Here is a 26,058-nt window from a genome sequence, read left to right as displayed (position 1 = left end):
TGTGCTATTAAGAAAATGAGCATGAGTAAAAGCCGCTTTCTGTCTATGTTTCGACAAGCTCAACATGACAGAAAGCTGTCAGTCTGAGCTTGTCGAAGACGGTTTCCAAAGCGGATTTTACATTGTAATAGCAAAGCACGTAATTCTTAAATAACTATGTTGAAGGATACAGAACTTATTAAAAATGCAGCGGGGAGAATGGTCCCTGCGTCGGTAAACGGTGTACCCGCGATACCCTACAAGGGAATTGGTATGCATCGCCCTGCCGGTAATAAATATGGCCCACCTGTTTCCAGCTGCGTTGATTTTCCGGCTGATGGAAATAAATTACAGCCTTCTTTGAAAGAGGCGCTGATGAAGGCAGGATTGAAAAACGGCGATACCATTTCCACCCATCATCACCTTCGCAACGGCGACCTTGTATCGCAGCAGATATTTGATATTGCCGCCGAACTTGGGATCCGTGACCTGGTATGGTTTCCCTCTGCCTCTTTTGAATGCCATGCACCTTTGGTGAAATACCTGGAAGATGGCACCATCAACCGCATAGAAGGAAGTATGAATGGTATGCTGGGGCGTTTCACTTCGCAGGGTAAAATGAAAGGTACCGGCGTACTACGCTCTCATGGCGGCAGGTATCAGGCCATACAGGATGGCGAAGTGCATATCGATATTGCTGTGATTGCAGCGCCTGCCGCAGATTTTTTTGGTAATGCCAACGGATTAACGGGTCCTTCGGCCTGTGGCTCTCTGGGATTTGCGCTGGGCGATTCGCAATATGCAAAAAAGTCGATCGTCGTTACCGATAACCTGGTCCCATTCCCATGCCTTCCATGGCAGATACAGGGAAATTATATTGACTATGTAGTAAAAACAGACAAACTGGGCATCAGGGAAAAGATTGTTTCGGGCACTACAGAAGTGACCAAAAGCCCTGATAGGTTATTGCTGGCAGAAATGACGGCTAAATTTTGCGATCATGCCGGCATCATTCAGGATGGATTCTCCTTTCAGGCGGGAGCAGGTGGTACCGCATTATCGATAGGAATATATTTTTCCGAAATGCTCCGCAAAAAAGGGATGAAGGCACGCTTCGCAAGAGGGGGCAGTAATAAATACCTCGTTCAGATGTTGAACGAAAACCTGGTGGAATATATTCTCGACGGGCAGACTTTTGATCTGGATGGTGTGGAATCGATGCGTACCAATCCCCGCCATGTCGCCACATCTCCCTTTACCAGTTATAATTATCACGGTAAAGGAAATTTTGCACAGCTGCTGGATGTGGTGATCCTGGGCGCTACGGAAGTGGACCTGCATTTTAACGCAAACGTGGTAACCCATTCAGACGGGTTGTTGTTGCACGGTATCGGCGGGTGGCAAAATTGCCTGTTTGCGAAATGCACCATACTTCCGGTACCGTTATTTCGCAACCGCATACCCGTGATACGTGATGAAGTGACCACGTTATGCGGCCCCGGCGAACTGATCGATGTGATCGTAACCGAACGAGGAATTGCCATCAACCCTTTACGCACCGATTTGCTGGAGAAAGTTAAGAACAGCGGTCTTCCGCTGCGCACGATACAGGAATTAAAAGAAGAAGCGGAAAAGATCTGTGGTATCCCCGCCAGTATTGAATTTGAAGAAGAGATCGTTGCAGTGGTAAAATGGGTAGATGGAACGATACTGGATGCGGTGCGAAAAATTAAAGAGTAAATAGTTGCTTACCGGTTGCATTAAAAAAACAGGAGATGTAATTTGTAAGTACCGGTAAATAACTGCCCAAATAATTGCCCCTGATAAAGGCGTATACAATAATTTTTAAAAAGAAAACAGATGAAAAAAATAATCGTAGTAGGAAGCGCCAACACAGATATGGTGGTAAAAGCCAAATCGCTTCCTTTGCCCGGCGAAACTTTACTGGGAGGAACGTTCTTCATGTATGCCGGGGGTAAAGGCGCCAACCAGGCTGTGGCAGCCGCAAGGCTGGGCGGCGAAGTAACATTGGTAGCAAAAGTGGGCAACGATATTTTTGGCCAGGAAACGACCCTGAATCTTCAGAAAGAAAATATCAATACGGATTTTGTTTTTGTCGATGAAAACGTGCCTTCTGGCACCGCCCTGATCATGGTGAATGAAGAAGGCGAAAACTGTATCGTAGTGGCGCCCGGCGCCAATTCTTATTTGTTGCCGGCAGATATCGTTGCGGTAGAATTTCTGCACGAGGCCGAAATAATTTTAATGCAGTTGGAAACACCGGTGGCTACCATTGAAGCGGTGGCAAAAAAGGCTAAAGCAAATAATCAGAAAGTGATCATAAATCCGGCGCCCGCACAAAAACTCAGCGACGAACTCCTCAACGGTTTATTCCTGATCACCCCAAACGAAACGGAAGCGTCCTTACTGAGCGGTGTTACGGTAACAGATGAGGCGTCCGCAGCGGAAGCAGCAGCCATATTTTTAACCAAAGGCGTACAAAACGTGATCATCACCTTAGGAAAACATGGAGCTTATTTTCAAAACCAGGACCAGCGATTAAAAATAGATGCCCCCGTTGTACATGCAAAAGATACTACGGCAGCAGGCGATACTTTCAGCGGGGCGCTGGCCGTGGCCGTTACAGAAGAAATGGATTGGGACAGCGCTATAAAATTTGCCGTGCAGGCCGCTTCCATTTCAGTAACTAAAATGGGCGCACAGGCCTCTATTCCTTACAGAAATGAAATTGCAGAAGAGATAGAGAATACTAAAAAATCCGGCCTGCTATTGTAAGAAGGTATTTTTTGGAATTGTAAGCCCCGGCTTGTCGAAGGCGATATCCGGAGGAAAATTTAATTAGCCTTTGAAAAACTGTGGCTCGCAGCAAATTAAGTAACATGCCATCCCGAAGGCCTTCCCGGCTGCTTCTTGCAGACATGGGTTATATTAAATATCTTATAATTTAATAGTATACAGGGAATATATAACCATCGTTTTTAGCAGTGCAATCTGGTGAATAAACCACAGCTCCGTATTCTTACGGAGCTTTTTTATGCATCATTCATCTACAGCGGGAGCGTTGCCGCTATATTATATATATTAAATTTACTTGATAAAGCATTTCGGCTTAACTTCGATAACAATTAAAAATCAATCTAAATGAAAAATTTCTACTCCGTAGCCATTGCGCTATTCTGCCTTGCCATGTTCGGTACTTCAACAGTAAGTGCCCAGGCATCTCTGGGCGCCACCACGCCGGATAATTCAGCTATGCTGGATATCGTTTCTTCCAGCAAAGGATTGCTCATCCCGAGAATGGGATTGGCCAACAGGCCGGCATCCCCGGCAACTGGGTTGCTTATTTACCAGACCGACAACACACCGGGTTTTTATTACTACAATGGCTCCGCATGGGTAGCAGTAGCAACCGCGTCGGGAGCAGCTACCAAAGATTCTACCAACCTCGAAGCAGTGATCGTGGGCCCTTATAACGCGACCACTCCAAGGCTTGGCCCATATTTTACCTCGCCTTATTCTTCCACCGTAGTACTGGCAGAAGCAAATACGTCGGCAACCACCTTTACTCCCGCTACGTGTTATGTGGTTCCCAAAACCCTTACGTTCAATAAACTCATTCTGGCAGGAAGGGTAGTGCCAAATGGCGGCGGCGGCGCAGCCAATACTACCACGCTCACACTTTATAAAAACGGGGTGGCTACTGCCATTACAGTCAGCATTACTATCGCGTCGGCCGTTGGCTCTACAGCAGTAGTAATGGATGCGGCGCATACCGTGTCGGTAGTTCCGGGTGACGTATTATCTTATCGCTTCACACAAAGCAACCAGGAACCTTATGTTATATATTCAGCAATATTGCAGGGATATTGATCAATAGCTTTTAGAGCCATCATTATTATCCACTAAAAATTATTGTATGAAAAAATATCTCATCCTGATAATATGCCTGTACGCATCTTCTGCCTTTGCGCAGTTTGCAGTACAGGGCAGCGGCCTTACAGTGGTTGCAGGAACACCGCTCAACATCAATAACCTGGTGTTGACACCTTCCGCCAATCTTACATTGACCAACCAGGCCATCACCCGCTCTGCCACACCTGTACCGGGAGTGTCTGCAGGGGCCAGCATTTTGCAGGTGCATACGTTTACAGCACCCTTCGCTTTCAGCGGCACCGCCGCGATAAAATACATCGCTTCCGAGCTCAATGGCAATTCGGAATTGTTGCTGCAGATCGCTTACAACCCTGCAGTTGCGGGAGGTGTATTTACCACTACTACCGGCAGTGCCACCGGCAGCGCAGGTACTTATTACGTTTCCAAAGCCGGACTTACATCAGTTACATTAGGGCAAATAACAGCCACCAACGGTACCAACACATTACCCATCGGCCTCACTTCGCTGAAAGCGACGGCCACGCAGGATTGTAATGTGGCGGTGAACTGGGCTGCGGAAGCGGGTTCCGGCCGGGAAAGTTTTACAGTAGAAACTTCTGTCAATACTATCGACTGGCATACTATCGGCAACAGGATACCTGCTGTTAACGGCAACTCAACATACCTGTTTATGGATGAGCATCCATCGGCAGGTGTGGTTTATTACCGTCTTAAAATAAGTGATGCTTCGGGCGCTATAAAGTACAGCGAGATTACTTCTGTGAGATTGGCTTGTGCTCCGCAACCCGAAATGAGCTTATCGCCCAACCCGGTGCATGGTATCGCTACGTTGAAAGTACTCAACGGGGTATTGAAAAATGCGGTGGTAACGGTAAGTGATGCTTCCGGAAAAACAGTGAAGACGGCAGCTTTCAATGGCTCTTTACTTACACTCGACCTGGCTAAATTCAGCAAAGGTGTTTATATCATTTTCTGTAAGAGCGAAACATTCTCAACAAGCTGGAAAGTATTGCTGCAATAAACTAACGCAGGTTTTTAATGGCTACGCGGATTACGCAGATTGTTATAAACAATGGTCTGTGTAGTCCGCGTGATCATTTTTAAGCAGCATTTACTCTATATCATTTTGATGGTATCAGCGCCGTTTCATCGATCCAAAATACACGCCCGGAAGAACGTGAAGAGCGGAAGGAGCGGAAAAAAATATCAATTAAAGAGCGGGAAATATCTTGTTTTCTTCCCGTTCTTCCCGGCTTTTATCTTTTCTCGTCCCCAATAAAAATCATCGAAAAAGGGGATGGGTATAAACGAAACAATTACTTTCTTTGTTTATGCAAAAGACCGGCAACTTCAAAAGACTTTTATTTTTGTCTGCATTCCTTTGTGGTTATGCAATCAGCCTGGCGCAACAACCGCTTGTGGATAGTGTTGCCACCTTGCTCAAAAAAGACCTTGCCGATACGGCCCGTGCCCGGGCAATGATCCACCTGGCAAAATATACCGAACCGCTGGATCTGAAAAAAGCACATGACCTTTACAGATCGGCGGCAGATTATGCGCTGAAAAAAAAGCTGTATTATTTTGCCGGAATGGCGCTGCGCAATGATGCCATGCCTTACCATCGCACAAGTGACTACAAAACCGAACTTACCATTCTTCGGGAGGCGATAGGATATCTGGAAAAACAACAAACATTGCCTGTCCATAAAAAAGAACTCGGGCAGGCGTACAACGATCTTGGAAATAATTTCAGGTCTGTTGACCGGTATGATACCGCGGTAAGCTATTTCCTCAAAGGTATCGCCATGCAGGAAGAAGCCGGGCTTTCGGATATGACGGTGTCTTATACCAACATTGCCGCCATCTACCAGCAAATGAAGTTGCCGGCCAAGCAGGATGAATATTCCACAAAAGCGCTGGCAGCGGCAAAAGGGTCAAAAGCACCCAAAAGTTTGTTTGCAGGATATCTCTACCGGGTACATTACTACCTCGAAGTAGAAAATTTTGATGCGGCGAAGAAGAACCTCGACACTGCCCGGCTTTATCTTTCGAACGATTATCCGTTTGCACTTACACAAACTTATTATACCTTATCGGGGGTAACGTTTCAGCAACTGAAGCAGTATGATACCGCGATAAAATATTATGAAAAGGCCTACGAACATGCCAGGGAGAATAAATCGCCGTGGAATATGGTGGAGCCGAAGATACAGATCGGGCATATTTACAACCTCATTAAAAAATATCCTGAGGCCGAAGCGGTAACGCTGCAGGCGGTGAAGATGGCGGAGGACGGCAACTTCAAAGGGTTCATGCAGGAAGGGTACGGGTTGCTGAGCGTGATTTATGAGCAAATGGAAAAATTCAGGGAGGCGAATGATTACACCTGGAAATATTCCGACCTCAAAGATTCCATACAGGCCAACGACCGGAAGGAATTTGCGCTTGACCTGGAGAAAAAGTATGAAACAGAGAAAAAGGATAACCAGCTGAAACTGCAGAAGGCCGAGCTGAAGCAAAAAGATATTTATAATTATATCCTTTTGGGAGGTGCATTGGTGATAGTAGTACTGGCTTCACTTTTTTACCGCAATTACCGCCAGCGGCAGAAATTTCAGCAGCAACGCATCAATGAACTGGAAACACAGCAGCAGCTTACCGCTACGGAAGCCGTACTCAAAGGAGAAGAGCAGGAACGGAGCCGGCTGGCCAAAGACCTGCACGATGGGCTTGGGGGAATGCTGAGCGGTATCAAATACTCGCTCAACACCATGAAGGGAAACCTGGTGATGACCCCCGGAAATGCGCAGGCTTTTGAACGGAGCATCGATATGCTCGACAGCTCCATCAAAGAAATGCGCAGGGTGGCGCACAACATGATGCCGGAAGCCCTGGTGAAATTTGGACTGGATACGGCTTTGAAAGATTTTTGCAACGACATCAACCAATCGGGAGCGCTCAAAGTGAACTACCAGTCAATAGGGCTGGAAGAAAATACTACCGACGAACTGGTAGCGGTAAGTATATACAGGATCGTGCAGGAGCTGGTGAACAATGCCATCCGGCATGCCGCCGCAACCACAGCGTTGGTGCAGGTTACCAGAACCAATGACATCATTTCAATAACCGTGGAAGATGATGGTAAAGGATTTGATAGTAATTTGGTGAAGCAGGCAAAAGGGATAGGCTGGACGAACATCCGTAACCGTGTGGAATTTTTGAAAGGAAAAATAGATGTGCAAAGCCAGCCCGGACAAGGAACATCGGTATTAATAGAAATAAAACCATGAAAAAAGTAAGCGTATTCATCGTGGATGATCATTACATGGTGGTGGAAGGCATCCGTTCGCTGCTGCAGAACGAAAAGGATATCGAGTGGAGCGGGCATGCCACCAACGGCAGTTCGTGCAGGGCATTTTTGAAACAGCACCAGCCTGATGTAATCCTCATGGACATCAACCTGCCCGATATAAGCGGCATAGACCTTTGCAAAGAAATAAAAGAAAAATATCCCCGGGTGATGATCCTCGGATTGAGTACTTTCAACCAGTTCAGTTACATAGAAAAGATGATGAACAACGGCGCTTCCGGGTATGTGATAAAAAATGCCGGTAAGGAAGAGTTGCTCGAAGCCATCATTACCGTGAACAATGGAAAAAATTACCTGAGCGATGAGGTTTCGCAGACATTGCGCAAACCGGAAGCTTCGGGCATATTACTCACACGCCGCGAAAAAGAAATACTGCTGCTGATAGCCGAAGGCAAAACGAATATTGAGATATCCCGCCAGCTTTTTATCAGCGTAAATACGGTAGACACCCATCGCAAGAACCTGCTGCTCAAGTTTGAAAGCAAGAATATTGCTTCGCTGGTGAGAAAAGCGGCTCAGCTGGAATTAATTTAAAATTGTGGGTTACTGAACGTAGGTTGGTTGATCGTTTGCGTAAAATGACGCGATCTTTTACCGCAGAGAAAAAAGAAAGCAGCGTTTTATGCATAGCTTGTATGCAAGCTTCTCTGCGTAAACGCTGGCCACTCATGTTCTCTGCGGTAAAGTTTCGCTTCGATCTCCATGAACGATCAGGAAACCCACCCCCTGCCACTCGCCGCCATGCACCTTTTAAAAAAAACGCCATTTCTGTGATTTTCCCTCCCCTTCTGCGAATAATTAATAAAGCAACCACACTTTTATTAATTTAGTAAAACAGCAGGCCAAACGATCTGCACGCTATTATTATCAATGACAACGGAAGACAGATCAACCCGGTTCCTGGATGTGATGGAGCGGCACAAAGGCATATTGTACAAGATTGCGCATTCTTACTGCAAAGTTCCCGAAGACCGCAAAGACCTTATCCAGGAAATATTCATCCAACTCTGGAGGTCGTTCGATAAGTATGACGATACTTACCGGCATTCTACCTGGATATACCGCATCGCATTGAATACCGCCATTTCATTTTACAGGAAAACAAGGGTAAGGGATAAAATTTCTTTACCCATCACCGAAGGTGAAATGAATTTCACGGCGCTGGATGATATCGGCGAAAAGGAGGCCCATCTCAGTATCCTGCAGCAGTTCATCCAGGGCCTGAAAGAAATAGACAAAGCCCTCATGCTGCTTTATCTCGAAGAAAAAAGCTACCGCGAGATTTCGGTGATCACCGGGATCACCGAAACCAATGTGGCCACAAAGGTCAGCAGGATCAAGGCTGCGTTGCAGCAAAAATTTTTACAACTCAAAGAAAAATAACATGGAAAATATAGATATCATACAACTCTGGAAAAACTACGATAGCCGGCTGGAAGAAAGCATCACCCTGAATAAAAAGAACGCGGTGGAAATACTTAAGCTGAAAACAAAGTCTGCCTTGACTTCCATGCGCCCTGTAAAATTGTTTGCCACGATCGTGGGGATATTGTGGGTATTGGCAGGCACCATCATCCTTTCCAGCCTTGCCATTCATGCGTTTGACAGGATCAGCCTTTTCTTTTTCTTCTCAGCAGCGCTGCAGGTGTTGATCACGGCAATAGCGATCGCGATCTATATTTACCAGGTAATATTGATCAGCAGGGTAGATATCGGTGAACCTGTGCTGACAACACAAAAAACACTCACAAGCCTTACTGCTTCCAGCCTTTGGGTGGCAAAGATCCTGATACTGCAGTTGCCGCTCTGGACCACATTTTACATCACTAGTTATTGCATGCAAAACAGTGGCTTGCTGTATTACCTCATCAATGGCGCCTGCACGGCTATTTTCACTTTTGCCGCAGGCTGGTTATTTTTTAATATCAGGTTTGAAAACAGGGATAAAAAATGGTTCCGCATTTTGTTCAACGACAGGGAATGGGCGCCGCTGATGCGATCTATGGAGATGCTGGCGCAATTGAAGGAATACGAGGAAGTTGTTGCTACCGGAAATGATAAAAAACAGTAGCTTAGCGGCATCAATGCTTTGCTGCAAAAAATACCATTTCATTGCTCCTGCCTGGATGATCTTGCTGTTGTGCATGACAGGTTTAGCGGCTGGAGCAAAAACAAAAGAGCCACCGCACGCATCGCTGAAGTCGATCTGTTTTCCCGGGGTAATTTTTTCGGCAGACTCTTCTTCTTTCAGCATTCCCTTCAGCCGGGCGGGTAATTTGTTGCTGATAAAAGCCAAAGCGGATTCTACCGAAGGCAATTTCATCCTCGATACCGGCTGCCCCGGGCTCGTGCTCAACATCACGTACTTCCGTAATTATCCTGTGGTGATCGAATCGTCTTCGGACGAAAGTGTAGGAATGACGGGCGCATCAACGGGAAGGCAGCAGGTAAGCATCAAAGATTTTCATTTTGGCGGCATCACCGAGCACAATGTGATGGGTGACCTCGCCAACCTCGGTAATATAGAAAACAGCAAAGGAGTAAAAGTGCTGGGCCTTGTGGGCATGCATTTTTTGAAAGAGTGCGAACTGATCATAGATTATCAGCAAAACCTCATGTTTTTTCACATCATGGGCGGCAAGCAGGCACGTAAATATCAAAACCCGCTATTGGCAGATACTTCTACCTATCACACCGTTCCGTTTGAACTGACAGACAACCGCATCATTGTAAAAACAACGATGGAGGGTAAAAAAGTACGATTTGTTATTGATTGTGCGGCTGAAACAAACGTATTGGATAGCCGGCTCCCGGAAAAGGTTTTCGAAAACCTGTCGATCACCGGCAGGGTATCGCTGGTGGGTGTGGGTAACAAAAAAGTGGAAGCGGTAAAAGGTAGTCTCGGGCTTTTCAGGATCGGTACCCGCAATATCAGCGACCTGCCCGTACTGATCACCAATCTTGAAAAAACATGTTTTGCCTTCGGAGGCTGCGTGGACGGCGTGTTGGGGATCAACGAGCTTTCGGTGCAGAAAATTGGGTTTAACTTTACAACGTATAAAATGTATTTATGGAAATAAGCCGGCACATATATCAGATCCTGCGGGCTGTCACATTAATGCTATGTATGCTGGTGGCAAGTCCGTTGCACGCCCAGCCTACGGCAAAAAAATATGTGATCAGCAAAGGCGGTATGCAGATTGTGCTGGGCAAAAAACTGCCGGAAGCGAGCCTGCAGGAATTCATAGATCAATACGACCTTGCCGAACTGGCATTGCCGAGGCTCCTTCGGGAAAATTTCAAGGATTCGATCATAAAACATGGCTGGAGAATAGATTCCTCGAACCATGAAACGGTGATACTCAGCAAACCTTTTGGCGCAGCAGAAAATGTGGGCGACCCCGCGGAGCTTATCCGCATTGCAGGGCTGGGGGTGTATTTCAATCCTACGGCTACACCGGTGTTGATGGGAGATAAGATCGGGATAAATTCTTTCAGGAACGATCTTCCTTTTACCATAAAAGACTCCATCGCCACGTTCATGCTGAGGCGTAGCCCCCAGGCTGGAAAAGTGAGACTGGCCGGTAGTTTCACCAATTGGGAAACCGGTGCCTTGCCCATGGAAAAAACCGATAGCGGCTGGAGCCTGCAGGTAAAATTGTCTCCCGGAAAATACCTGTACAAATTTATAGTGGATGGCAACTGGATCACCGATCCGGATAATGCCACCACAGAAAATGATGGCGAGGGAAATACGAATTCCGTCTGGTATTTCACCAACACGTTGTTTAAACTGGATGGTTATACAACTTCAAAAAAAGTATTTGTTGCGGGCAGTTTCAGCAACTGGAAAAGCGACCGCCTGCGGATGACCAAAACCGCTACAGGATGGGAACTACCGGTGTTCCTGGATACGGGTACTTATACTTACCGTTTCATGATCAATAATAAATGGATCGTGGATCCGGTAAATCCGAAACGTTTTCCGAATGAATTCGGCGAATTCAATTCTGTGATCAGCATAGGCAGACCGATCATATTCCAGATCAACGGATTGCCGGATGCTAAAAAAGTGTTCCTGGCCGGATCGTTCAACGACTTTCGCAGTTTTGAATTGGAAATGACGAAGACGCCGACCGGCTGGCAGATACCGTATGTGCTGGGAGCAGGTAATTATGAGTATAAATTTATTGTAGATGGTACGTGGATAGATTCGAAAGGGAATGAGCTTTCCGGAAATGATCCCGGGGATATTTTTGTACTCGATCCTAACTACACTTTCCGGCTGAAGAACCATGGAAACGCGAAGACCGTTTTTGTGTCGGGTGATTTCAACAGCTGGTCGCCGAATGCCTACAAGCTCACCAAAGACGGCGATGACTGGGTATTGAAACTGCATCTTTCAAAAGGCAAACATCTTTATAAATACATCATTGATGGCAACTGGGTGATAGACCCGGGGAATGAGTTCTGGGAGCAGAATGAATTTAACACGGGGAATTCGATATTGTGGGTGGAATAAAACGATGGTAGACTACGGACGGCTGACCACCGACCACAGAAACTCATTGAGTGGGACTTTCTACAGAAGAATGCTCTTTTTTCTATTATGTATGAGAAGGTCTGCGGGAAACCTTCTGTTGCGGTATAATTGGTATATACGGCAGGTGATCCATGATGTAATATTTCTGATCTGGATTCTTACGAGTGAAACAAAATTAGCTTTACTAAAAGTGCCGTAAACCCGAAGTTGCCATAGATCATACATCATAGATCATACATCATAGATCATACATCTTACATATCCTTCTCCTTCTTCTCATCCGCTTCTTCCTTTGTTTCATCATTTTCAAATGCTTCTTTCGTATTCTGCATCAGTGAAGAGATGGGCCCTTTCATTTCTTCCTGCGGATCAGTAGTGTGCAGGGTTTCCGGTTCGGGCTTTATCGTGGAATCAGTTTCGTTTTTTTTCTGTTCGTTTTTTTCTGTAGACATGCTGTCGCTTTTTGATTTACAACAGGTAATGCAAATTTGCTGCCGGAATATATTTCCACATGTTCTATTGTTTTTCGGCGGATAACGGGTAAAAAAAGACCACCTTGTGGGGTGGTCGTAGCTAATTAAGCTGTTAAAGCGGTAAAAGTTTTCTAGGGATTAAATCCTATTTTATTAGGGTATTTTCAGGGTGAACAACGCCTTTACGTTTGTTAATAGGTTAGTAATGTGAAAATAGCTGGAAAGAAAATAACTGCACAGAAAACTTGATAACTGCAATAAAAACTTAATAACTGTAGCCGCTTTTTACCCGCCTGATTTTTTTTGCCGGAAGCTGCCGGAAGCCACGGTATAATTGCATTTAACCGTTTATCTTTAGCGTTGTGAAGCGTAGAATCTATTTTATGGTAATGCTGGCCCTGCTGCAGTTTTGTAGTGCGCTGGCACAGCAGAAGGAACTGAAATTCAGGAACTTTACGCAGGAAGACGGGTTGCCAAGTAACGAAGCTTATGCCGTTTTTCGCGATAGCCGGGATTATATCTGGATGGCTACCGATCAGGGGGTGGTACGCTTCAACGGCTCGCGGATGGAACATTTCACTTTACCCGATAATGTGGTTTTTAAGATCAGGGAAGATGAGCAGGGGCGTATCTGGTTTTTTTCCCATACAGGCAGATTGTCTTATTTTTTAAAGGAAAAAATATATCCTTACCGATATAATGACAGCATTGCCAAGTATATTAATGGCATGCTTATCTCGGATGCCTGCATTACGCCGGAAGGTGGATTGAAAATTAACAGTTCGGGAGGTGATTACAGTAATTATGATATTTCTCCCGAAGGCCATATACAAGAGTTTATTTATTTAACCAGAGAGAAAAACTACAACACGTTTAGTCTGATAAAAACAAGCCCCGGTAGTTTTTTCGCACGAAGAACGACGTTCAATTCGTTTAAAGAATGGAGGATAGAAGTACGGGATGAGAAAGGCAACATACAGAATATATATAAGAGCCCTGCGGTCTCTGAATCTTTCAATCATATCGGTTGCACCTTTGATGGAAAAAATATATATTTTTTTGCAGGGAGGGTATTGACGCGACTGAATGCGGATGGTACCTTGTTAACAAAAAAATTTCCGAGTGATATATTGTGTATACAGAACGCAGGTGAAAATATCTGGATCGGGATGATTAAAAATGGGGCGGTATTGGTTAACCGCAATCTTAAGCCACTGGAGGATATGCATATATTTCCAGGATTGGGCATCAGTTCCATCATGGTTGATTATGAAGGAGGAACATGGTTTTCTTCACTGGAGCGCGGGGTGTTTTATCTCAAAAATATCCAGATTTACAACCTGCAAGGAGATGAGGCTATTGTGCAGCCAATATCCAGGATGCTCAATGTTAATGATAGTGTGCTTCTTTTCACAAACGAAAATGGTCTATATGAATTAACGAACAAAAAAGTTTCTCATCTGCTATCTGAGTATAATGAGAATGTATCAGACCTGGTACGAAACGATAAGGGTACTATATTCATGGCTTGTAAACCAACAAATACCAAAATACATTACACGGCAAAAATGGTACCCATAAACCATTCCATTTCAAATAAGGTAATGGTTATACAAAGTTCTTCTGAGATTTATTTTCCCGCACGCAACCGGATCATTAGTTTATTTGGGCATTTGTTAAGGGGGTACGACCCCGACATGTCAACCAACGATAAAGGGATGTATGTTCCGCTTTTTAATCATTCAATCGGCAAAAATGGTAGCGATTACCAAGGCGTGAATGTCACGATGTTTTTTATGGATTCAAAACAACAGTTTTGGGTTTCCACTCTATTCAAGCTGTTTACATTGAATAAAAACCTGGATAGTGTAACTGCTTTTAAACCAGGATCCGGGATTTTTCAAAAAGGTGTGACACATATGCGCCAAATGAAAAGTGGGTTATATGTAATAGCCCTTCGCTTTGGGGGAGTCCTTCTAATGAAAGATACTAACATCATCGGTAACATTACGGAAGATAAAGGGCTGTTAAGCAATTCTGTAAAATATATTTTACCGCAAGATGATAAATTATGGATAGCTACTGCCAAGGGGATATCTGTAGTACATTTTCAATCTTTTGACCCATTGCGATATACGATCACCAACATCGGCAAAAACGACGGGTTAGACAATTTCAACATTAAGCAGTTGATCGCTTACCAGGGGAATGTACTGGTAGCCACCGGAAATGGAATATATGTGATAGAAAAACCCGAGGTCTTGCTGAATCGACCACCGGCGCAGATCCCTTTGTATATTAATAAGATCACCTATTATAAAGGCGATACTCTTGATGTTACTTCCATTTCCGTTCCGTATAGCAATAACCGGGTGAAAATAGGTTATGATGCTATCAGTTTTAACTCCACAGATGAACTCCACTATTTTTATCGATTGAATAAAACAGATACTACATGGCAAACGATTACCGGAACAGAACTATTGCTGGAAAACCTTTCCCCCGGAACATATGATCTTGAGTTGAAAGCGGAGATCCTCAGCCAGCGCCGGTTCTCACAAATCTGTAAATTGACCATTATAGTAAAGGAACCTTGGTGGCAGAATACGTGGTTAAAGACGGGAAGCTTACTACTGTTGATACTTGGGGGTATTACTTTTTATAAAGTGAGAGTCAAGACTATCACCCGGAAAGCAAATCTTAGCGCCGTCCAAAAAACAAAAATGCTGGAGCTGGAGCAAACCGCCTTGCGTTCGCAGATGAACCCCCATTTCATTTTCAACAGCCTTACCTCGATACAGCAGCTCATCCTGAGCTACAAAGCCGAACAGGCAAATGAACACCTGGTAAAATTTGCCCGGCTGATCCGCAAAACGCTGGAGCTTTCCGCCAGGCCCTATATCCGTATTTCCGAAGAAAAAGAATACCTGGAAGAATACCTGGTGCTGGAACAGATGCGTATCCCCGGCGAATTCGAATTCAGGATCGAAACAGATGAGAGGATAGATATTTTCCATACCGAAATACCCAATATGATGCTGCAGCCCATTGTAGAAAACTGCATCCGCCACGGCATCAAACACCTGGAACACAGAAAGGGGATGATAACGATACTGCTGGGACTAACGGGTACGGTTATACGCTGCACTATCACCGATAACGGGATAGGCAGGGATCATTCTCCCGCAAACCGGTCCAATATTTTTTTCCGGCAAAAAAGTTATGGTATGGAGATCGTCCGTAAGCGATTGGAATTGTTGCCCGGAGCCGAAGAGAGAAACACCATACCCGAGATCAACGACCTGTATGATAAAGACGGTAATCCTGCAGGAACAAAGGTGTCGATTGAGCTACCCTATAAAATAATCACCAATGATTAAAGCCGTACACATAGAAGACGAACCCGGAAATTTAAAACTGCTCCAGGAACTTCTGAAAACGCATTGCGCAACCACCATTTTCATGCAGGGAAATGCAAGGACCTTAAAAGACGGGGTAGAGCTTATCCGGAAAGTGAAGCCGGAACTTGTTTTCCTCGACATTGAACTGAACCAGGGCAATGCTTTCGAGTTACTTGAGCAGCTGAAACCGATCAGTTTTGAAGTGATCTTTATTACCGCATTCAACGAATACGCGGTGAGGGCATTCAGGGCCAATGCGGTGGATTATCTCCTGAAACCTATCAGCACCGTTGAGCTCATGGAAGCGGTGGAGAAGGTTCAAAAAAAGATCCGTGTGCAAAAAGGGGCGAATGAACCGGTGTCGAACCTTATGAAAGAACTGAATGAAGCTTTTGCGGATAAGAAGATCAGCATCCCTGTTGCGGGCGGTGTAATGTTCATAGAGCTGTTGGATATCATCCGCATAGAAGCAAATGGCAGTTACAGCATACTATACCTGGCAAATGGCAAAACGCTTACGAGCTCAAAAAACCTGAAGATATTTGAGCAGCAACTGCCCGAAGCTACATTCGTACGGGTGCACCATTCCTGGATCGTCAACCTGAAAAAGATGAAAAAATATTATCCCGGCAAAAACGGGTATATGGAAATGGAAGATGGAAGCAAGGTGATGGTATCTGTAAGAAAAAAAGGAAAATTCCTGAGCTTCCTCCCAGATTAAAACAAAATTTTTGTCTCAAAAGCCCCGGTGAATGTCTGTAAAGCCTTTTTGAGCATAACAGATCCGCAGGATATTTGCGGTATAGATAGCACACACTAAAACAGAGCCACCATGTCAACAGAAAAAACAGTCATAACGGTAACGGCTACCGTAAATGCACCGGTAAGTAAAGTATGGGAATACTGGAACACACCGGCGCATATCACCAAATGGGCATTCGCATCACCCGATTGGCATACACCAACGGCCAGCAACGATCTTCGTGCAGGCGGTAGTTTCTCCTCCCGCATGGAGGCAAAGGATGGCAGTATGGGATTTGATTTTGGAGGCATTTACGATGCTGTTGAAGAAAACAACTACATCGGATATACACTCGGCGATCAGCGTAAGGTAAAGATCACCTTTATTGCCGATGGCGACAGCACCCACATTTCCGAAAGCTTCGATGCAGAAGAACAGAACCCTGTGGAGATGCAGCAGATGGGCTGGCAGGCGATATTGGATAATTTTAAAAACTACACGGAAGGCAATTAATAATTAATAATGTATAATTAATAATTCCTTCAGCCGAATGTTTTTCAATTAACAGAAGCGGTTCGATCCAAATGAATTATTAACTATTAATTATTCATTATTAATTATGACTTCATCTGTGATTTAACAAACTCCATCAGCCCTTTTATTTTTTCCGGAGAAAAATCAAACTCAAGCCCTGCGGTTTTATAAAGTTCGGGTAGTGTTTTTGTGCCGCCCAGGCTCAGTGCGTTGCAATAGTTGTCCAGCGCCTGCTGCGGGTCTTTTTTGTATTGCATCCACATGCCGATAGCGCCGAGCTGTGCAATGCCATATTCAATATAATAGAATGGTACTTCAAACAGGTGCAACTGGCGCTGCCATGCATTGTTGCGGTAAGCATCCAGCCCGCTGTAATCAAATACATCGTCCTGGAATTCTTTCAGGATAGCCGTCCAGGCTGCGGTTCTTTCTTCATGTAAATGAACAGGATGCTCGTATATCCAATGCTGGAATTTGTCGATGATGGCGATCCATGGAAAAATGGTGATCACCCTTTCCAGTTGATGGGCTTTTGCCTTAACGAGGTCTTCTTCCGAATCGAAGAAACTTTCCCAATGGTCCATGCTGAACAATTCCATCGCCATGCTGGCCACTTCGGCAATTTCCATCGGGTATTCTTTGAAGCCGTTCAGCTGGAGCGGGTGTGCCAGAAATGAGTGGATGGCATGCCCGCCTTCGTGCACCATGGTGGTCACGTCGTGCATCTGCCCGGCCGCGTTCATGAAAATGAATGGTGCGCCGCTTTCCGCCAGCGGACAATTATACCCTCCCGGGGCCTTACCCTTGCGGCTTTCGAGGTCGAGGTGGTGCATCGATTTCATCTTTTCGAGGCATTGCCCGAAGAAGGGGCGCAGCTTTGTAAAACAATCGATCGATTTCTGCAACAGCTCGTCGCCGGTTTTGAACGGGCGCAATGGTGTACTGCCTTCCGGCTCGGCATCGCTATCCCACGGACGCAAAGTATCTACCCCAAGCACCGCTTTTTTATGGCGGTAAATATCGTTCACCAATGGCAGCACATGTTGTTTTACCGCATCGTGAAAACGAAAACAATCTTCTTTGGTATAATCAAAACGCCCGAGTTCTTTAAAACGATAATCGCGGTAGTTGTCAAACCCTGCATTCAGCGCTTCTTTGTTGCGCAGCGCAATGAGTTTGTCGTACAATTCATCTAATGTTGGCTTATCCTGAAGGCGCCTGTCCTGTATCTTGCGATACACTTCTTCACGCAGTCCCCTGTCCGGGTTCTCCAGGAATTTTGCCGCCTGCTGCAGCGTGTATTCGTTGCCGTTAACCGTTACCATCATGGCGCCGGTTACTTGTCCGTACTGCTGCTGCAGCACGGCTATTTCCGCCTGCAAGGCTATATTTTCTTCACGAAACAGTTCGATGTTTTTACGGATGCTGCGGAGATAAGTATGGTATTTTTCTTCGTCCAGTTCTTTCAGCAATGGGGATGCTACCAGCTTTTTGTTCAGCGCATCGGAATACGGCTGTATCTTGGGCTGTATCTCCATGCAGAAAAAAGTAAACGCTTCTTCCAGCGACTTGTTTTCCGTATCGCAGGTCATTTTTATCTGCCGCCAGCAGGCATCTTCATTTACGGCGGCTTCAATCTCGCTCTGGTCGCTCAGCCATTTTTCCAGCGAAGCCTTATCGGTCAGCGGCCTTTCGAGCAATTCTTTAAAATAGGGTTCGGTCACTTCCCAGTTTACTGGCGAAAAACCGGCGGGTAAATAGGTACGGGGTGTTTTTTGGATGTCGGCGGTATACATGATGTATGATGTATGATGTGTGATGTGTGATGTGTGATGTGTGATGTGTGATGTGTGATGTGTGATGTGTGATATTGCCTTGAGCTTGGGATGAACATCGTATAAATGAAAATGTATGACGCACGACCCGAAAGAGATCATACATCATACATCTTACATCATAGATATTAAGCCATCTTGCGTGGCGTATTGATCTTTTTTGCAGGGCCACCCTTTACGGCTGCCGCTTTTGGTGTAACAGCTTTGGTGGCTGCCGCGGTTTTCTTTTCGGCAACTACTTCTGAAGCAGTACCATCTTCTTCAGTGGTTTCGCTCAGCTTGATCTCCACGTTGTTTTTTGTGAGGATATCATACCATTTCACCATTTTCTTCATGTCGCTGCCATATACCCTTTCAAAATCCATATCAGGATATACTTTTTCGAAATATGCTTTGATGGCTTTCGCATCGGCTTTTGCATCCGGGATCGCTTCCTTGCTGTTTTTCATGGCAGTAAAAACATCTACCAGGTTCACATTATCCTTGATCGTAAATATTTCGATGCTTTCCAGGTGCGAAAAACTATGTATCCTGTTGCTTACAAATTTTGTGGTCTTGTCTTCCAGGGAGCGCACAATGCCACCATCAGCTTTTGAAGATACCAATTCAAATAATCCGCCCAGGCCTGTTACAGACACCAGTTTGTTATAATTCATATTAAGAAAAATTTAGGGCTGCAATTTAGCGAAAAAGGTTCAAAATGTTCAAAAGGTTTAAAAGTTCAAGAGGTTCAAGAAAATCAGGAAACTCAAAGGTTAAGAAGGCTAAACAACATTTTAAACATTTTGAACTTTTGAACCTTTTGAACTCCTCAAAAACTTCCAACTGAAAAAAACTTTCACCTTCCCGACAGTTTGGAAAAGGATTTGACGTCTAAACCCTAATTGAAAAAAGATTTTATGCTCAGATTAGTACTATTGACCGTTTTTTTAAACGTGGTGGCTTTTACAGGAAAAGCGCAAACAGCTTCTATTAAAGGAGTTGTAACAGACAAAACAGATAAGTCCCCTATTGCGGGCGCCACCGTGGCGCTATTGCTACAGCTGGATTCCAGCACGGTGATCACCACGGTTTCAGACAGTAAGGGCGCTTTCGCCTTCACAAATGTTCCCAACGACAGTTTTATCGTTAAAGTAAATACCGTTAATTACCAGGAATATATTTCTTTTATTACCATTAATAATAATGAAAGGGATCTTGGCAGCATCGGGCTCGACAGGCAGGGAAAAGACCTTTCCGTGGTGACGGTGGTTTCCAAAGCCACTCCCGTGATACAAAAAGGCGATACTTCGCAGTTTGCAGCAAGTGCATATAAGGTAAATCCCGATGCCACCACAGAAGACCTGATCAAAAAAATGCCCGGCATCACCGTGGCAAAAGATGGTACGGTAACGGCGCAGGGCGAAACAGTAAAAAAAGTGACGATTGACGGGAAAGACTTTTTTGGCGACGATGCATCCGCGGCTTTGAAAAACCTGCCATCGGAAGTGGTGGATAAGATACAGGTTTTCGACAGGCTTAGCGACCAGGCCCAGCTTACCGGTTTTGACGATGGCAATAGCGTGAAAGCGATCAACGTGGTTACGAAATCCGGGATAAAGAATGGCCAGTTTGGCCGCATTTACGGCGGATATGGAACAGATAGCCGATATAATGCAGGAGGTAACGTGAGCTTTTTCAAAGGCGACAGGCGCTTATCTTTTGTGGGGAATTTCAACAATATCAACCAGCAGAATTTCGGGTCACAGGATCTGCTTGGTGTTACCAGCAGCGGCGGTGGCGGCAACCGCGGTGGCGGTGGCGGAAGGGGGCCAGGCGGCGGTGGTGGAGATAATTTCTCTGTAGGCCAGTCGAATGGGATCAGTAAAACCAACGCCATCGGTGTAAACTACAGCGATAAGTGGGGTAAAAAGGTAAATGTGACCGGAAGTTATTTCTTTAATAACAGCACCAACGACAACGAATCTTTCATCAACACCCAGACAGTAGGGTACGATACCACACAGTTTACCAGCCAGAGCGGTACCAGCCGGACGGTGAACAACAACCATCGTATCAACTTCAGGCTGGAATATAAAATAGATTCCAACAATTCACTTTTTATCATACCAAGCATCAATTTCCAATCGAATAATTCAAGGTCGTTTTCCAATCTGAACACACTGAATCAATTTGGGGATTCTATCAACAATTCCATCTCGAATTCCAATTACGACAGAAACGGATATAATATCCGCAACAACATCATGTTCCGTCACTCTTTTGCAAAACGCGGACGTACCATTTCATTTGGTTTCAATACCGCATTTACAAAAAATGATGGCGAATCGGTGATCGATGCCTATTACCGTTTCTTCGACAAGTCGGGTGGGTTCAGCAGCGATTCTACGCAAAATCAATTTGTTGATAATGCTACCAACGGACACACTATCGGCGGTAATATCGCTTACACGGAACCGATCGGTAAAAAAGGGCAACTGCAGATCGACTACAGCCCGAGCGTACAAAAAAACAAAGCGGACCAGAAGACATACAACTTCGATAACATCGACGGAAAATATTCCGATTTTGATACTACATTCTCCAACAAATTTGATAATACCATCACCACCAACAATGCCGGGCTTAGCTACAGGCTTGCCAAAAGCAGGGATGAAATGTTTATGGTAGGGGTGAACTTCCAGACATCAAAGCTGGAAAGCCAAAGGGTTTTCCCTACGCAGACATCGGTGAACCAGACGTTTTCCAACTTCCTGCCCAACCTCATGTGGAGGAAGAAAATATCCAACAGCAGCAATATCCGTGTATTTTACCGTGCCTCTACCAACTTCCCGAGCGTGAACCAGTTGCAGGATGTGGTGAGCCTTACCAATCCATTGCGTGTAAGCAGCGGTAACCCCGACCTGAAACAATCCTACACACATTTTGTAGCAGGACGTTACTCTTATACCAATTCAAAAACAAGCGGGAGCTTTTTCGCCAACATATTATTGCAGACCGCAGCTGATTATATTTCCAATGCGATCTTCATCGCCAGCAAGGATTCTGCCATCCAGCAGGGGATCGTGCTGAACAGGGGTTCTCAGCTTACCAAACCTATCAACCTGGATGGCTATAAAAGTTTGCGTACCTTCTTCACCTATAGCCAGCCGATAAAGGGTATCAAGACCAATATCAATGTGAATGCAGGTTTCAGCTATTCGCAGTTGCCGGGCCAGGTGAATTATGTGGCAACAAAAACAGATAATTTAGTATACAATGCAGGAGTTGTTTTCGCCAGTAATATCAGCGAATATGTGGATTTTAATATTTCTTACAGCGCTAATTTCAACAATGCCAAAACAACCGGCGGCAGCACTTCTACCAATAATTATGTAAACCAGGCGATCGGCGGAACATTGAACCTGTTGAATAAAAAAGGCTGGTTCATTCAGAATGATGTGAGCACACAGCTTTACAGCGGTTTGTCTGCAGGCCTTGATCAGCATTTCACTTTGTGGAACGCAGCAATTGGTAAAAAATTCCTGAAGAACAGGGCGGGTGAATTGAAACTATCTGTTTTCGATCTGTTGAAACAAAATCAGAGCATCGTCCGTACAGTAACCGGTACCGAGATCCAGGATGCGCAGTATAAAGTATTGCAGCAATATTTCATGCTCACTTTTACATACAACCTGAAAAATTTCGGCGTAGCTAAATCATCCGGCAATCAAAACAACCGTGGTGGCGATTTCAGGCCGATGGGTGGCCCAATGGGCGGACCGGGTTTTTAATTTTCTGTCAGCCTGAGCTTGTCGAAGGCTATTCGATAAGGCTTCGACAAGCTCAGCCCGACAACTTTTTAGGCATAGCTCTTTAATATTGCGAGAATTGTTTTATTTGGATGATGGAGGTTTGGTAAATTAATTATCTTTAAAAGATATCTAATAAAGTAATTTTTTTGAACCAGGCTGATATTTTGGAGCGACTGAAAATGGGTGACAACGCTGTCTTTGCCGACATCGTGAACCTGTGGCAGGATATGGTATACAATACGGCATTGGGTATTGTGCAGAACGAAGAAGATGCGGAGGATATTACACAGGAAGTTTTTGTACAGGTATACGAATCTATAGGCGATTTCCGGGAAGAAGCGAAACTGAGCACCTGGCTTTACAGGATCACGATCAGCAAATCGCTCGACATGGAGAAAAAGAAGCAGCGGCAAAAACGCGGCGGCTTACTCAAAAGGATCTTTGAGCCAACAGAAGCCGAAGTGCCTGTTTCTTTTGATCACCCGGGCGTGAAGCTGGATAATAAGGAGAATGCCGCGGCTTTGTTCAATGCTATCCGCAAGCTGCCCGAAAAGCAACGGCTGGCATTTGTTTTACAAAAGCTGGAGTCGCTGAGTAATGAAGAGATAGGGGCAGTATTGCAAATGAGTGTGGTGGCCGTGGATTCGCTGCTGGCAAGGGCCAGGACAAACCTTAAATCGATTTTGAAAGGTTATTACGAAAAAAATCTTAAATAAATATCATGATGGAGCACGATGATATACATAAAAAAATAGCCGCTTCGCTCGAAAGCCTGGATGGGGTTTCGAGGGCTACACCGGCGCCTTACCTTCTTACCAGGATCAATGCAAAACTGAATGCGCTGGAAGCGCCCAATTTCTGGTCGAGGGCAGGAGCCTTGCTCAGCAAGCCCAAAATAGCAGGGATCGGCATGATGGTATTCATCGTGATGAACATTTTTGTGATCAATTCGCTCAAAAAAAATAATACGCCTGCGGCCTTGACGCAGGGCACCACCAATATCCGTTACGATTTTGCGATCAATGTATCAAGTATTTATGATATAGAAAACCAGGAACCATAAATGAATACACAACCAAGAAATAAGGTCCTCATCATATTGATCGGCATATTGCTTGCGGCTAATATTATCCTTCTTTCCTTATTTTTACTCGAAAAGCCGGATAAAAAACCAGAACGCAAAAGCCAGATGGGGTTGTACCTCACAAAAGAGATAGGCTTCAGCAGCCAGCAGATGGTACAGTTCGACAGCATCAAGGCGCAACACAGGAGGCAGGTAAAACAACTGTTCGACAGCATGCGCATCCGAAAAGAAGCGGCCTTCAGGTCCATTGGCGCAAACGGGTTCAGCGATAGCTCTATCCTCAATGCTGCTACATATTCAGCAGCGCAGCAGCAGCAACTGGAACTGATGATGCTGAAACACATCCGCGACATCCGTGGAATATGTACACCATCGCAACGGCTTCAGTTTGATACCGGCTTTTACAAAGTGATGGTGAGAAACAGGGGGGATGAAAAGGACAAAACAAAAGAACGCGATAAATAAGAATTTCAAATAAATTTAAAATCTAAAACAAATAAAAAAATGAAAAAGCAATTATTATTAAGTGCATTTGCAATGATCTTCACCATCGGTTCTGTATTTGCTCAGCAGGAAAACAGGCAGATGCCTACACCTGAGCAAAGGGTGGAATCTGCGCTGGAAAAAATGGCGCCATTGAACCTAACAGCAGAACAGGCACCGAAAGTGAAGGTGGTGCTGACCAATTTTTTCTCTGCTCAGCAAAAAGCATTTGAAGAAATGCGTGCAGCTGGCGGCGACAGGGATGCTATGAAATTGAAAAACGAAGAGCTTACCAAACAAAGGGATGTTGAGCTCAAACTGATCATGACTGAAGAACAGTATACAAAATTTCAAAATGAAATTGTACCGTCATTAAGGCCTAAGAGGAACCCGAAACCAGGCGCTAATTAATAATAAACAGCATGAGCATATAAGAAAAGCGGCAAAATACTTGCCGCTTTTTCATTGTATTAACTGTTGATATCCTGAAGGACCAGGCTGATCCGTTCTTTGAGCGTTTCATGATCGGTAAAGCCTCTTGCCACCATGGTGAATTTCAGGTCGTCGGTTTGTATAAGTACAGTAGGATAACCATTTACCTGTAGCTGTTTCATCAGGGAAAATTCGTAATAAGCCATTTCCTTGTACTGATCGCTTTTCAGTTTTTCGTAAAACGTTTCTTCCTGGATACTGTATTTTTCCAGCAGGTGACGATAAGCTTCATCGTCTGTAAGGTCGCGGCCCTCGAAATGTAAAGCGTATTGAAGATCCGAAGCAAATTCAACCGCCCGTTCGGGATAATATTCCTTGAAAATGCACATCGCGATAGCAGGCTTTTCAGAATTCGGGTACCAGTCGCTTTCTTCCGGGTTGCGGATGTGCCAGAGGTAATCTTCGCCAAATGTAATGCCCGTAAGCTCTTCCACATTTTTATAGGCATTAAGGATATAGCCTGCAGTCACTTTAATGTGAACAGGTTTTTCCGGCAGGATCATGCCGCCACTCAACACTTCCGTTTCCAATTCTTCCTTAAATTCTTCCGCTATTTTTTTGATCACCGGGCTGAAGCCATAACACCAGCCGCAATAAGCATCGTAACAGTATAATAATACAGGTTTTTCCATGAGAGCAAAATTACGAATTTAAGCGAAGATATTTGAGCTAAGGGGATCGCAGATTAAAAAGGATAAAGGTGATTACACGGATTATTTTTCACTGCGTGAAAAACCAAAATGCAGTTTATAAAAACCTGGCTTCATTTAACAAACTGCGGGACTTACAAACTGCGTTTTCGTTTTCTGCGCAGCAGGAAACAATCTGTGTAATCCCCTTCATCCTTTTTAATCTGCGATCCTCTTCTCGCTCATACCTTCGCTTAAATTCGTAATTTTTCAGTTCTTCACGAATTGCACCGGCGCCTGTCCGAACAGATAAATATTAGAGCCGTACAGGTTGCCATCTTTAATATCCAGCTGCACATGATCAAAAACCACTTCGGTGAGCGAAGGCTTGAGGGCAAACTGAAAGAAATTATTGCTGTTCCCTTTGATCTTGTACGATGTAGGAACGTCGGGGAAATAACCATGGATCAATTGCACTTCTTCGCAATCGGGCATGGTTACAGTTGCAATGCCTTCTCCGTTTGTTTCCGCCACCAGTGTATCTTTTTTATGGATGAAATAACAAACAACATTGCGGAGCAGCATATCATTTTCATCAGCAATACTTACAGTAATTCCGTTGCCCGATCTTTTTTCTTCCACCAGTTCAAAATCCTTGCTGGCAGTTTTACTTCCGTGCAGGATCACTTTATCGTTTTCTACCGTGTAAGTACCGTGTGCGCTACGGTCGCTGGCGCCATATATATACATGAACTGAAAAGTATTGTCTGCATTGAACCTGAAG

At 44.8% G+C, this 26,058-nt stretch carries 23 protein-coding genes; 18 read left to right on the top strand and 5 right to left on the bottom strand.

Features of this window, described 5'->3' with window-relative positions; translation table 11 throughout:
* The first annotated feature begins 156 nt into the window (after nucleotides 1–156).
* The 10 genes from EGI32_RS08140 (at nucleotide 157) to EGI32_RS08095 (ending at nucleotide 11,786) form a co-directional block, all read left to right on the top strand.
* Entirely contained in the window at nucleotides 157–1,719 is a 1,563-nt protein-coding gene (locus EGI32_RS08140) for a citrate lyase subunit alpha (RefSeq protein WP_255154894.1), read from the top strand.
* 120 nt (nucleotides 1,720–1,839) lie between these two features.
* A complete protein-coding gene (rbsK, locus tag EGI32_RS08135; RefSeq protein WP_255154893.1) occupies nucleotides 1,840–2,775 on the top strand; it encodes a ribokinase in 936 nt (311 codons plus the stop codon).
* 366 nt (nucleotides 2,776–3,141) lie between these two features.
* Nucleotides 3,142–3,870: a hypothetical protein gene (locus tag EGI32_RS08130; protein WP_255154892.1), complete on the top strand. Its 729-nt coding sequence runs from the start codon at nucleotides 3,142–3,144 to the stop codon at nucleotides 3,868–3,870.
* Between the two features lie 46 nt (nucleotides 3,871–3,916).
* Entirely contained in the window at nucleotides 3,917–4,915 is a 999-nt protein-coding gene (locus EGI32_RS08125; RefSeq protein WP_255154891.1) for a T9SS type A sorting domain-containing protein, read from the top strand.
* Nucleotides 4,916–5,225: 310 nt separating this feature from the next.
* Nucleotides 5,226–7,184, top strand: coding sequence for a sensor histidine kinase (locus tag EGI32_RS08120; protein ID WP_255154890.1), 1,959 nt, complete (start codon nucleotides 5,226–5,228; stop codon nucleotides 7,182–7,184).
* On the top strand, nucleotides 7,181–7,798 hold the full coding sequence (locus tag EGI32_RS08115) for a response regulator transcription factor (RefSeq protein WP_255154889.1): 618 nt from the start codon (nucleotides 7,181–7,183) through the stop codon (nucleotides 7,796–7,798). Before EGI32_RS08120 ends, EGI32_RS08115 begins: the two co-directional genes overlap by 4 nt.
* Before the next feature lie 336 nt (nucleotides 7,799–8,134).
* Nucleotides 8,135–8,647, top strand: coding sequence for an RNA polymerase sigma factor (locus EGI32_RS08110; RefSeq protein WP_255154888.1), 513 nt, complete (start codon nucleotides 8,135–8,137; stop codon nucleotides 8,645–8,647).
* A gap of 1 nt (nucleotide 8,648) precedes the next feature.
* Nucleotides 8,649–9,335, top strand: coding sequence for a hypothetical protein (locus tag EGI32_RS08105; RefSeq protein WP_255154887.1), 687 nt, complete (start codon nucleotides 8,649–8,651; stop codon nucleotides 9,333–9,335).
* 13 nt (nucleotides 9,336–9,348) lie between these two features.
* Nucleotides 9,349–10,344 carry a pepsin/retropepsin-like aspartic protease family protein gene (locus tag EGI32_RS08100; RefSeq protein ID WP_255154886.1) on the top strand — a complete coding sequence of 332 codons (996 nt, stop codon included), beginning with the start codon at nucleotides 9,349–9,351 and terminating at the stop codon, nucleotides 10,342–10,344.
* Complete coding sequence (locus tag EGI32_RS08095; RefSeq protein WP_255154885.1) at nucleotides 10,335–11,786, top strand: hypothetical protein; 1,452 nt, start codon at nucleotides 10,335–10,337, stop codon at nucleotides 11,784–11,786. Before EGI32_RS08100 ends, EGI32_RS08095 begins: the two co-directional genes overlap by 10 nt.
* Before the next feature lie 275 nt (nucleotides 11,787–12,061).
* On the opposite strand, the gene EGI32_RS08090 is transcribed toward EGI32_RS08095, so the two are convergent.
* The gene (locus tag EGI32_RS08090) at nucleotides 12,062–12,259 is read right to left on the bottom strand and encodes a hypothetical protein (protein ID WP_255154884.1); all 198 of its coding nucleotides are present in this window, start codon (nucleotides 12,257–12,259) and stop codon (nucleotides 12,062–12,064) included.
* 383 nt (nucleotides 12,260–12,642) lie between these two features.
* On the opposite strand from EGI32_RS08090, the gene EGI32_RS21295 reads away from it, so the two are divergent.
* From EGI32_RS21295 to EGI32_RS08075, 3 genes are all read left to right on the top strand, one after another.
* Nucleotides 12,643–15,660: a histidine kinase gene (locus tag EGI32_RS21295; protein WP_255154883.1), complete on the top strand. Its 3,018-nt coding sequence runs from the start codon at nucleotides 12,643–12,645 to the stop codon at nucleotides 15,658–15,660.
* A complete protein-coding gene (locus tag EGI32_RS08080; RefSeq protein WP_255154882.1) occupies nucleotides 15,653–16,402 on the top strand; it encodes a LytTR family DNA-binding domain-containing protein in 750 nt (249 codons plus the stop codon). The genes EGI32_RS21295 and EGI32_RS08080 overlap by 8 nt, the downstream gene beginning before the upstream one ends.
* 111 nt (nucleotides 16,403–16,513) lie before the next feature.
* Nucleotides 16,514–16,936 carry an SRPBCC family protein gene (locus EGI32_RS08075; protein WP_255154881.1) on the top strand — a complete coding sequence of 141 codons (423 nt, stop codon included), beginning with the start codon at nucleotides 16,514–16,516 and terminating at the stop codon, nucleotides 16,934–16,936.
* Nucleotides 16,937–17,040: 104 nt separating this feature from the next.
* On the opposite strand, the gene EGI32_RS08070 is transcribed toward EGI32_RS08075, so the two are convergent.
* Nucleotides 17,041–18,753 (bottom strand): M3 family oligoendopeptidase, encoded by a 1,713-nt coding sequence (locus EGI32_RS08070; protein ID WP_255154880.1) that lies wholly within the window; start codon nucleotides 18,751–18,753, stop codon nucleotides 17,041–17,043.
* 167 nt (nucleotides 18,754–18,920) lie between these two features.
* Nucleotides 18,921–19,448: a DUF5606 domain-containing protein gene (locus EGI32_RS08065; RefSeq protein WP_255154879.1), complete on the bottom strand. Its 528-nt coding sequence runs from the start codon at nucleotides 19,446–19,448 to the stop codon at nucleotides 18,921–18,923.
* A 243-nt stretch (nucleotides 19,449–19,691) separates the two neighbouring features.
* On the opposite strand from EGI32_RS08065, the gene EGI32_RS08060 reads away from it, so the two are divergent.
* The 5 genes from EGI32_RS08060 to EGI32_RS08040 all read left to right on the top strand — a co-directional run bounded on the left by EGI32_RS08060 (nucleotide 19,692) and on the right by EGI32_RS08040 (nucleotide 24,564).
* The gene (locus EGI32_RS08060; RefSeq protein ID WP_255154878.1) at nucleotides 19,692–22,565 is read left to right on the top strand and encodes an outer membrane beta-barrel protein; all 2,874 of its coding nucleotides are present in this window, start codon (nucleotides 19,692–19,694) and stop codon (nucleotides 22,563–22,565) included.
* Between the two features lie 167 nt (nucleotides 22,566–22,732).
* Nucleotides 22,733–23,302, top strand: a complete 570-nt coding sequence (locus EGI32_RS08055; RefSeq protein ID WP_255154877.1) for an RNA polymerase sigma factor — start codon at nucleotides 22,733–22,735, stop codon at nucleotides 23,300–23,302.
* Between the two features lie 5 nt (nucleotides 23,303–23,307).
* Nucleotides 23,308–23,649: a hypothetical protein gene (locus EGI32_RS08050; protein ID WP_255154876.1), complete on the top strand. Its 342-nt coding sequence runs from the start codon at nucleotides 23,308–23,310 to the stop codon at nucleotides 23,647–23,649.
* Nucleotides 23,650–24,135 (top strand): Spy/CpxP family protein refolding chaperone, encoded by a 486-nt coding sequence (locus EGI32_RS08045; RefSeq protein WP_255154875.1) that lies wholly within the window; start codon nucleotides 23,650–23,652, stop codon nucleotides 24,133–24,135.
* A 39-nt stretch (nucleotides 24,136–24,174) separates the two neighbouring features.
* Entirely contained in the window at nucleotides 24,175–24,564 is a 390-nt protein-coding gene (locus EGI32_RS08040; RefSeq protein WP_255154874.1) for a DUF6520 family protein, read from the top strand.
* 59 nt (nucleotides 24,565–24,623) lie between these two features.
* On the opposite strand, the gene EGI32_RS08035 is transcribed toward EGI32_RS08040, so the two are convergent.
* The gene (locus EGI32_RS08035; protein WP_255154873.1) at nucleotides 24,624–25,277 is read right to left on the bottom strand and encodes a DsbA family protein; all 654 of its coding nucleotides are present in this window, start codon (nucleotides 25,275–25,277) and stop codon (nucleotides 24,624–24,626) included.
* 267 nt (nucleotides 25,278–25,544) lie between these two features.
* A partial coding sequence (locus EGI32_RS08030; RefSeq protein ID WP_255154872.1) for a hypothetical protein occupies nucleotides 25,545–26,058 on the bottom strand: 514 nt, incomplete at its 5' end.

The organism is Ferruginibacter sp. HRS2-29, from assembly GCF_024343615.1.
Lineage (GTDB): Bacteria > Bacteroidota > Bacteroidia > Chitinophagales > Chitinophagaceae > Ferruginibacter.
This window is presented reverse-complemented; position numbering and strand designations above follow the sequence as displayed.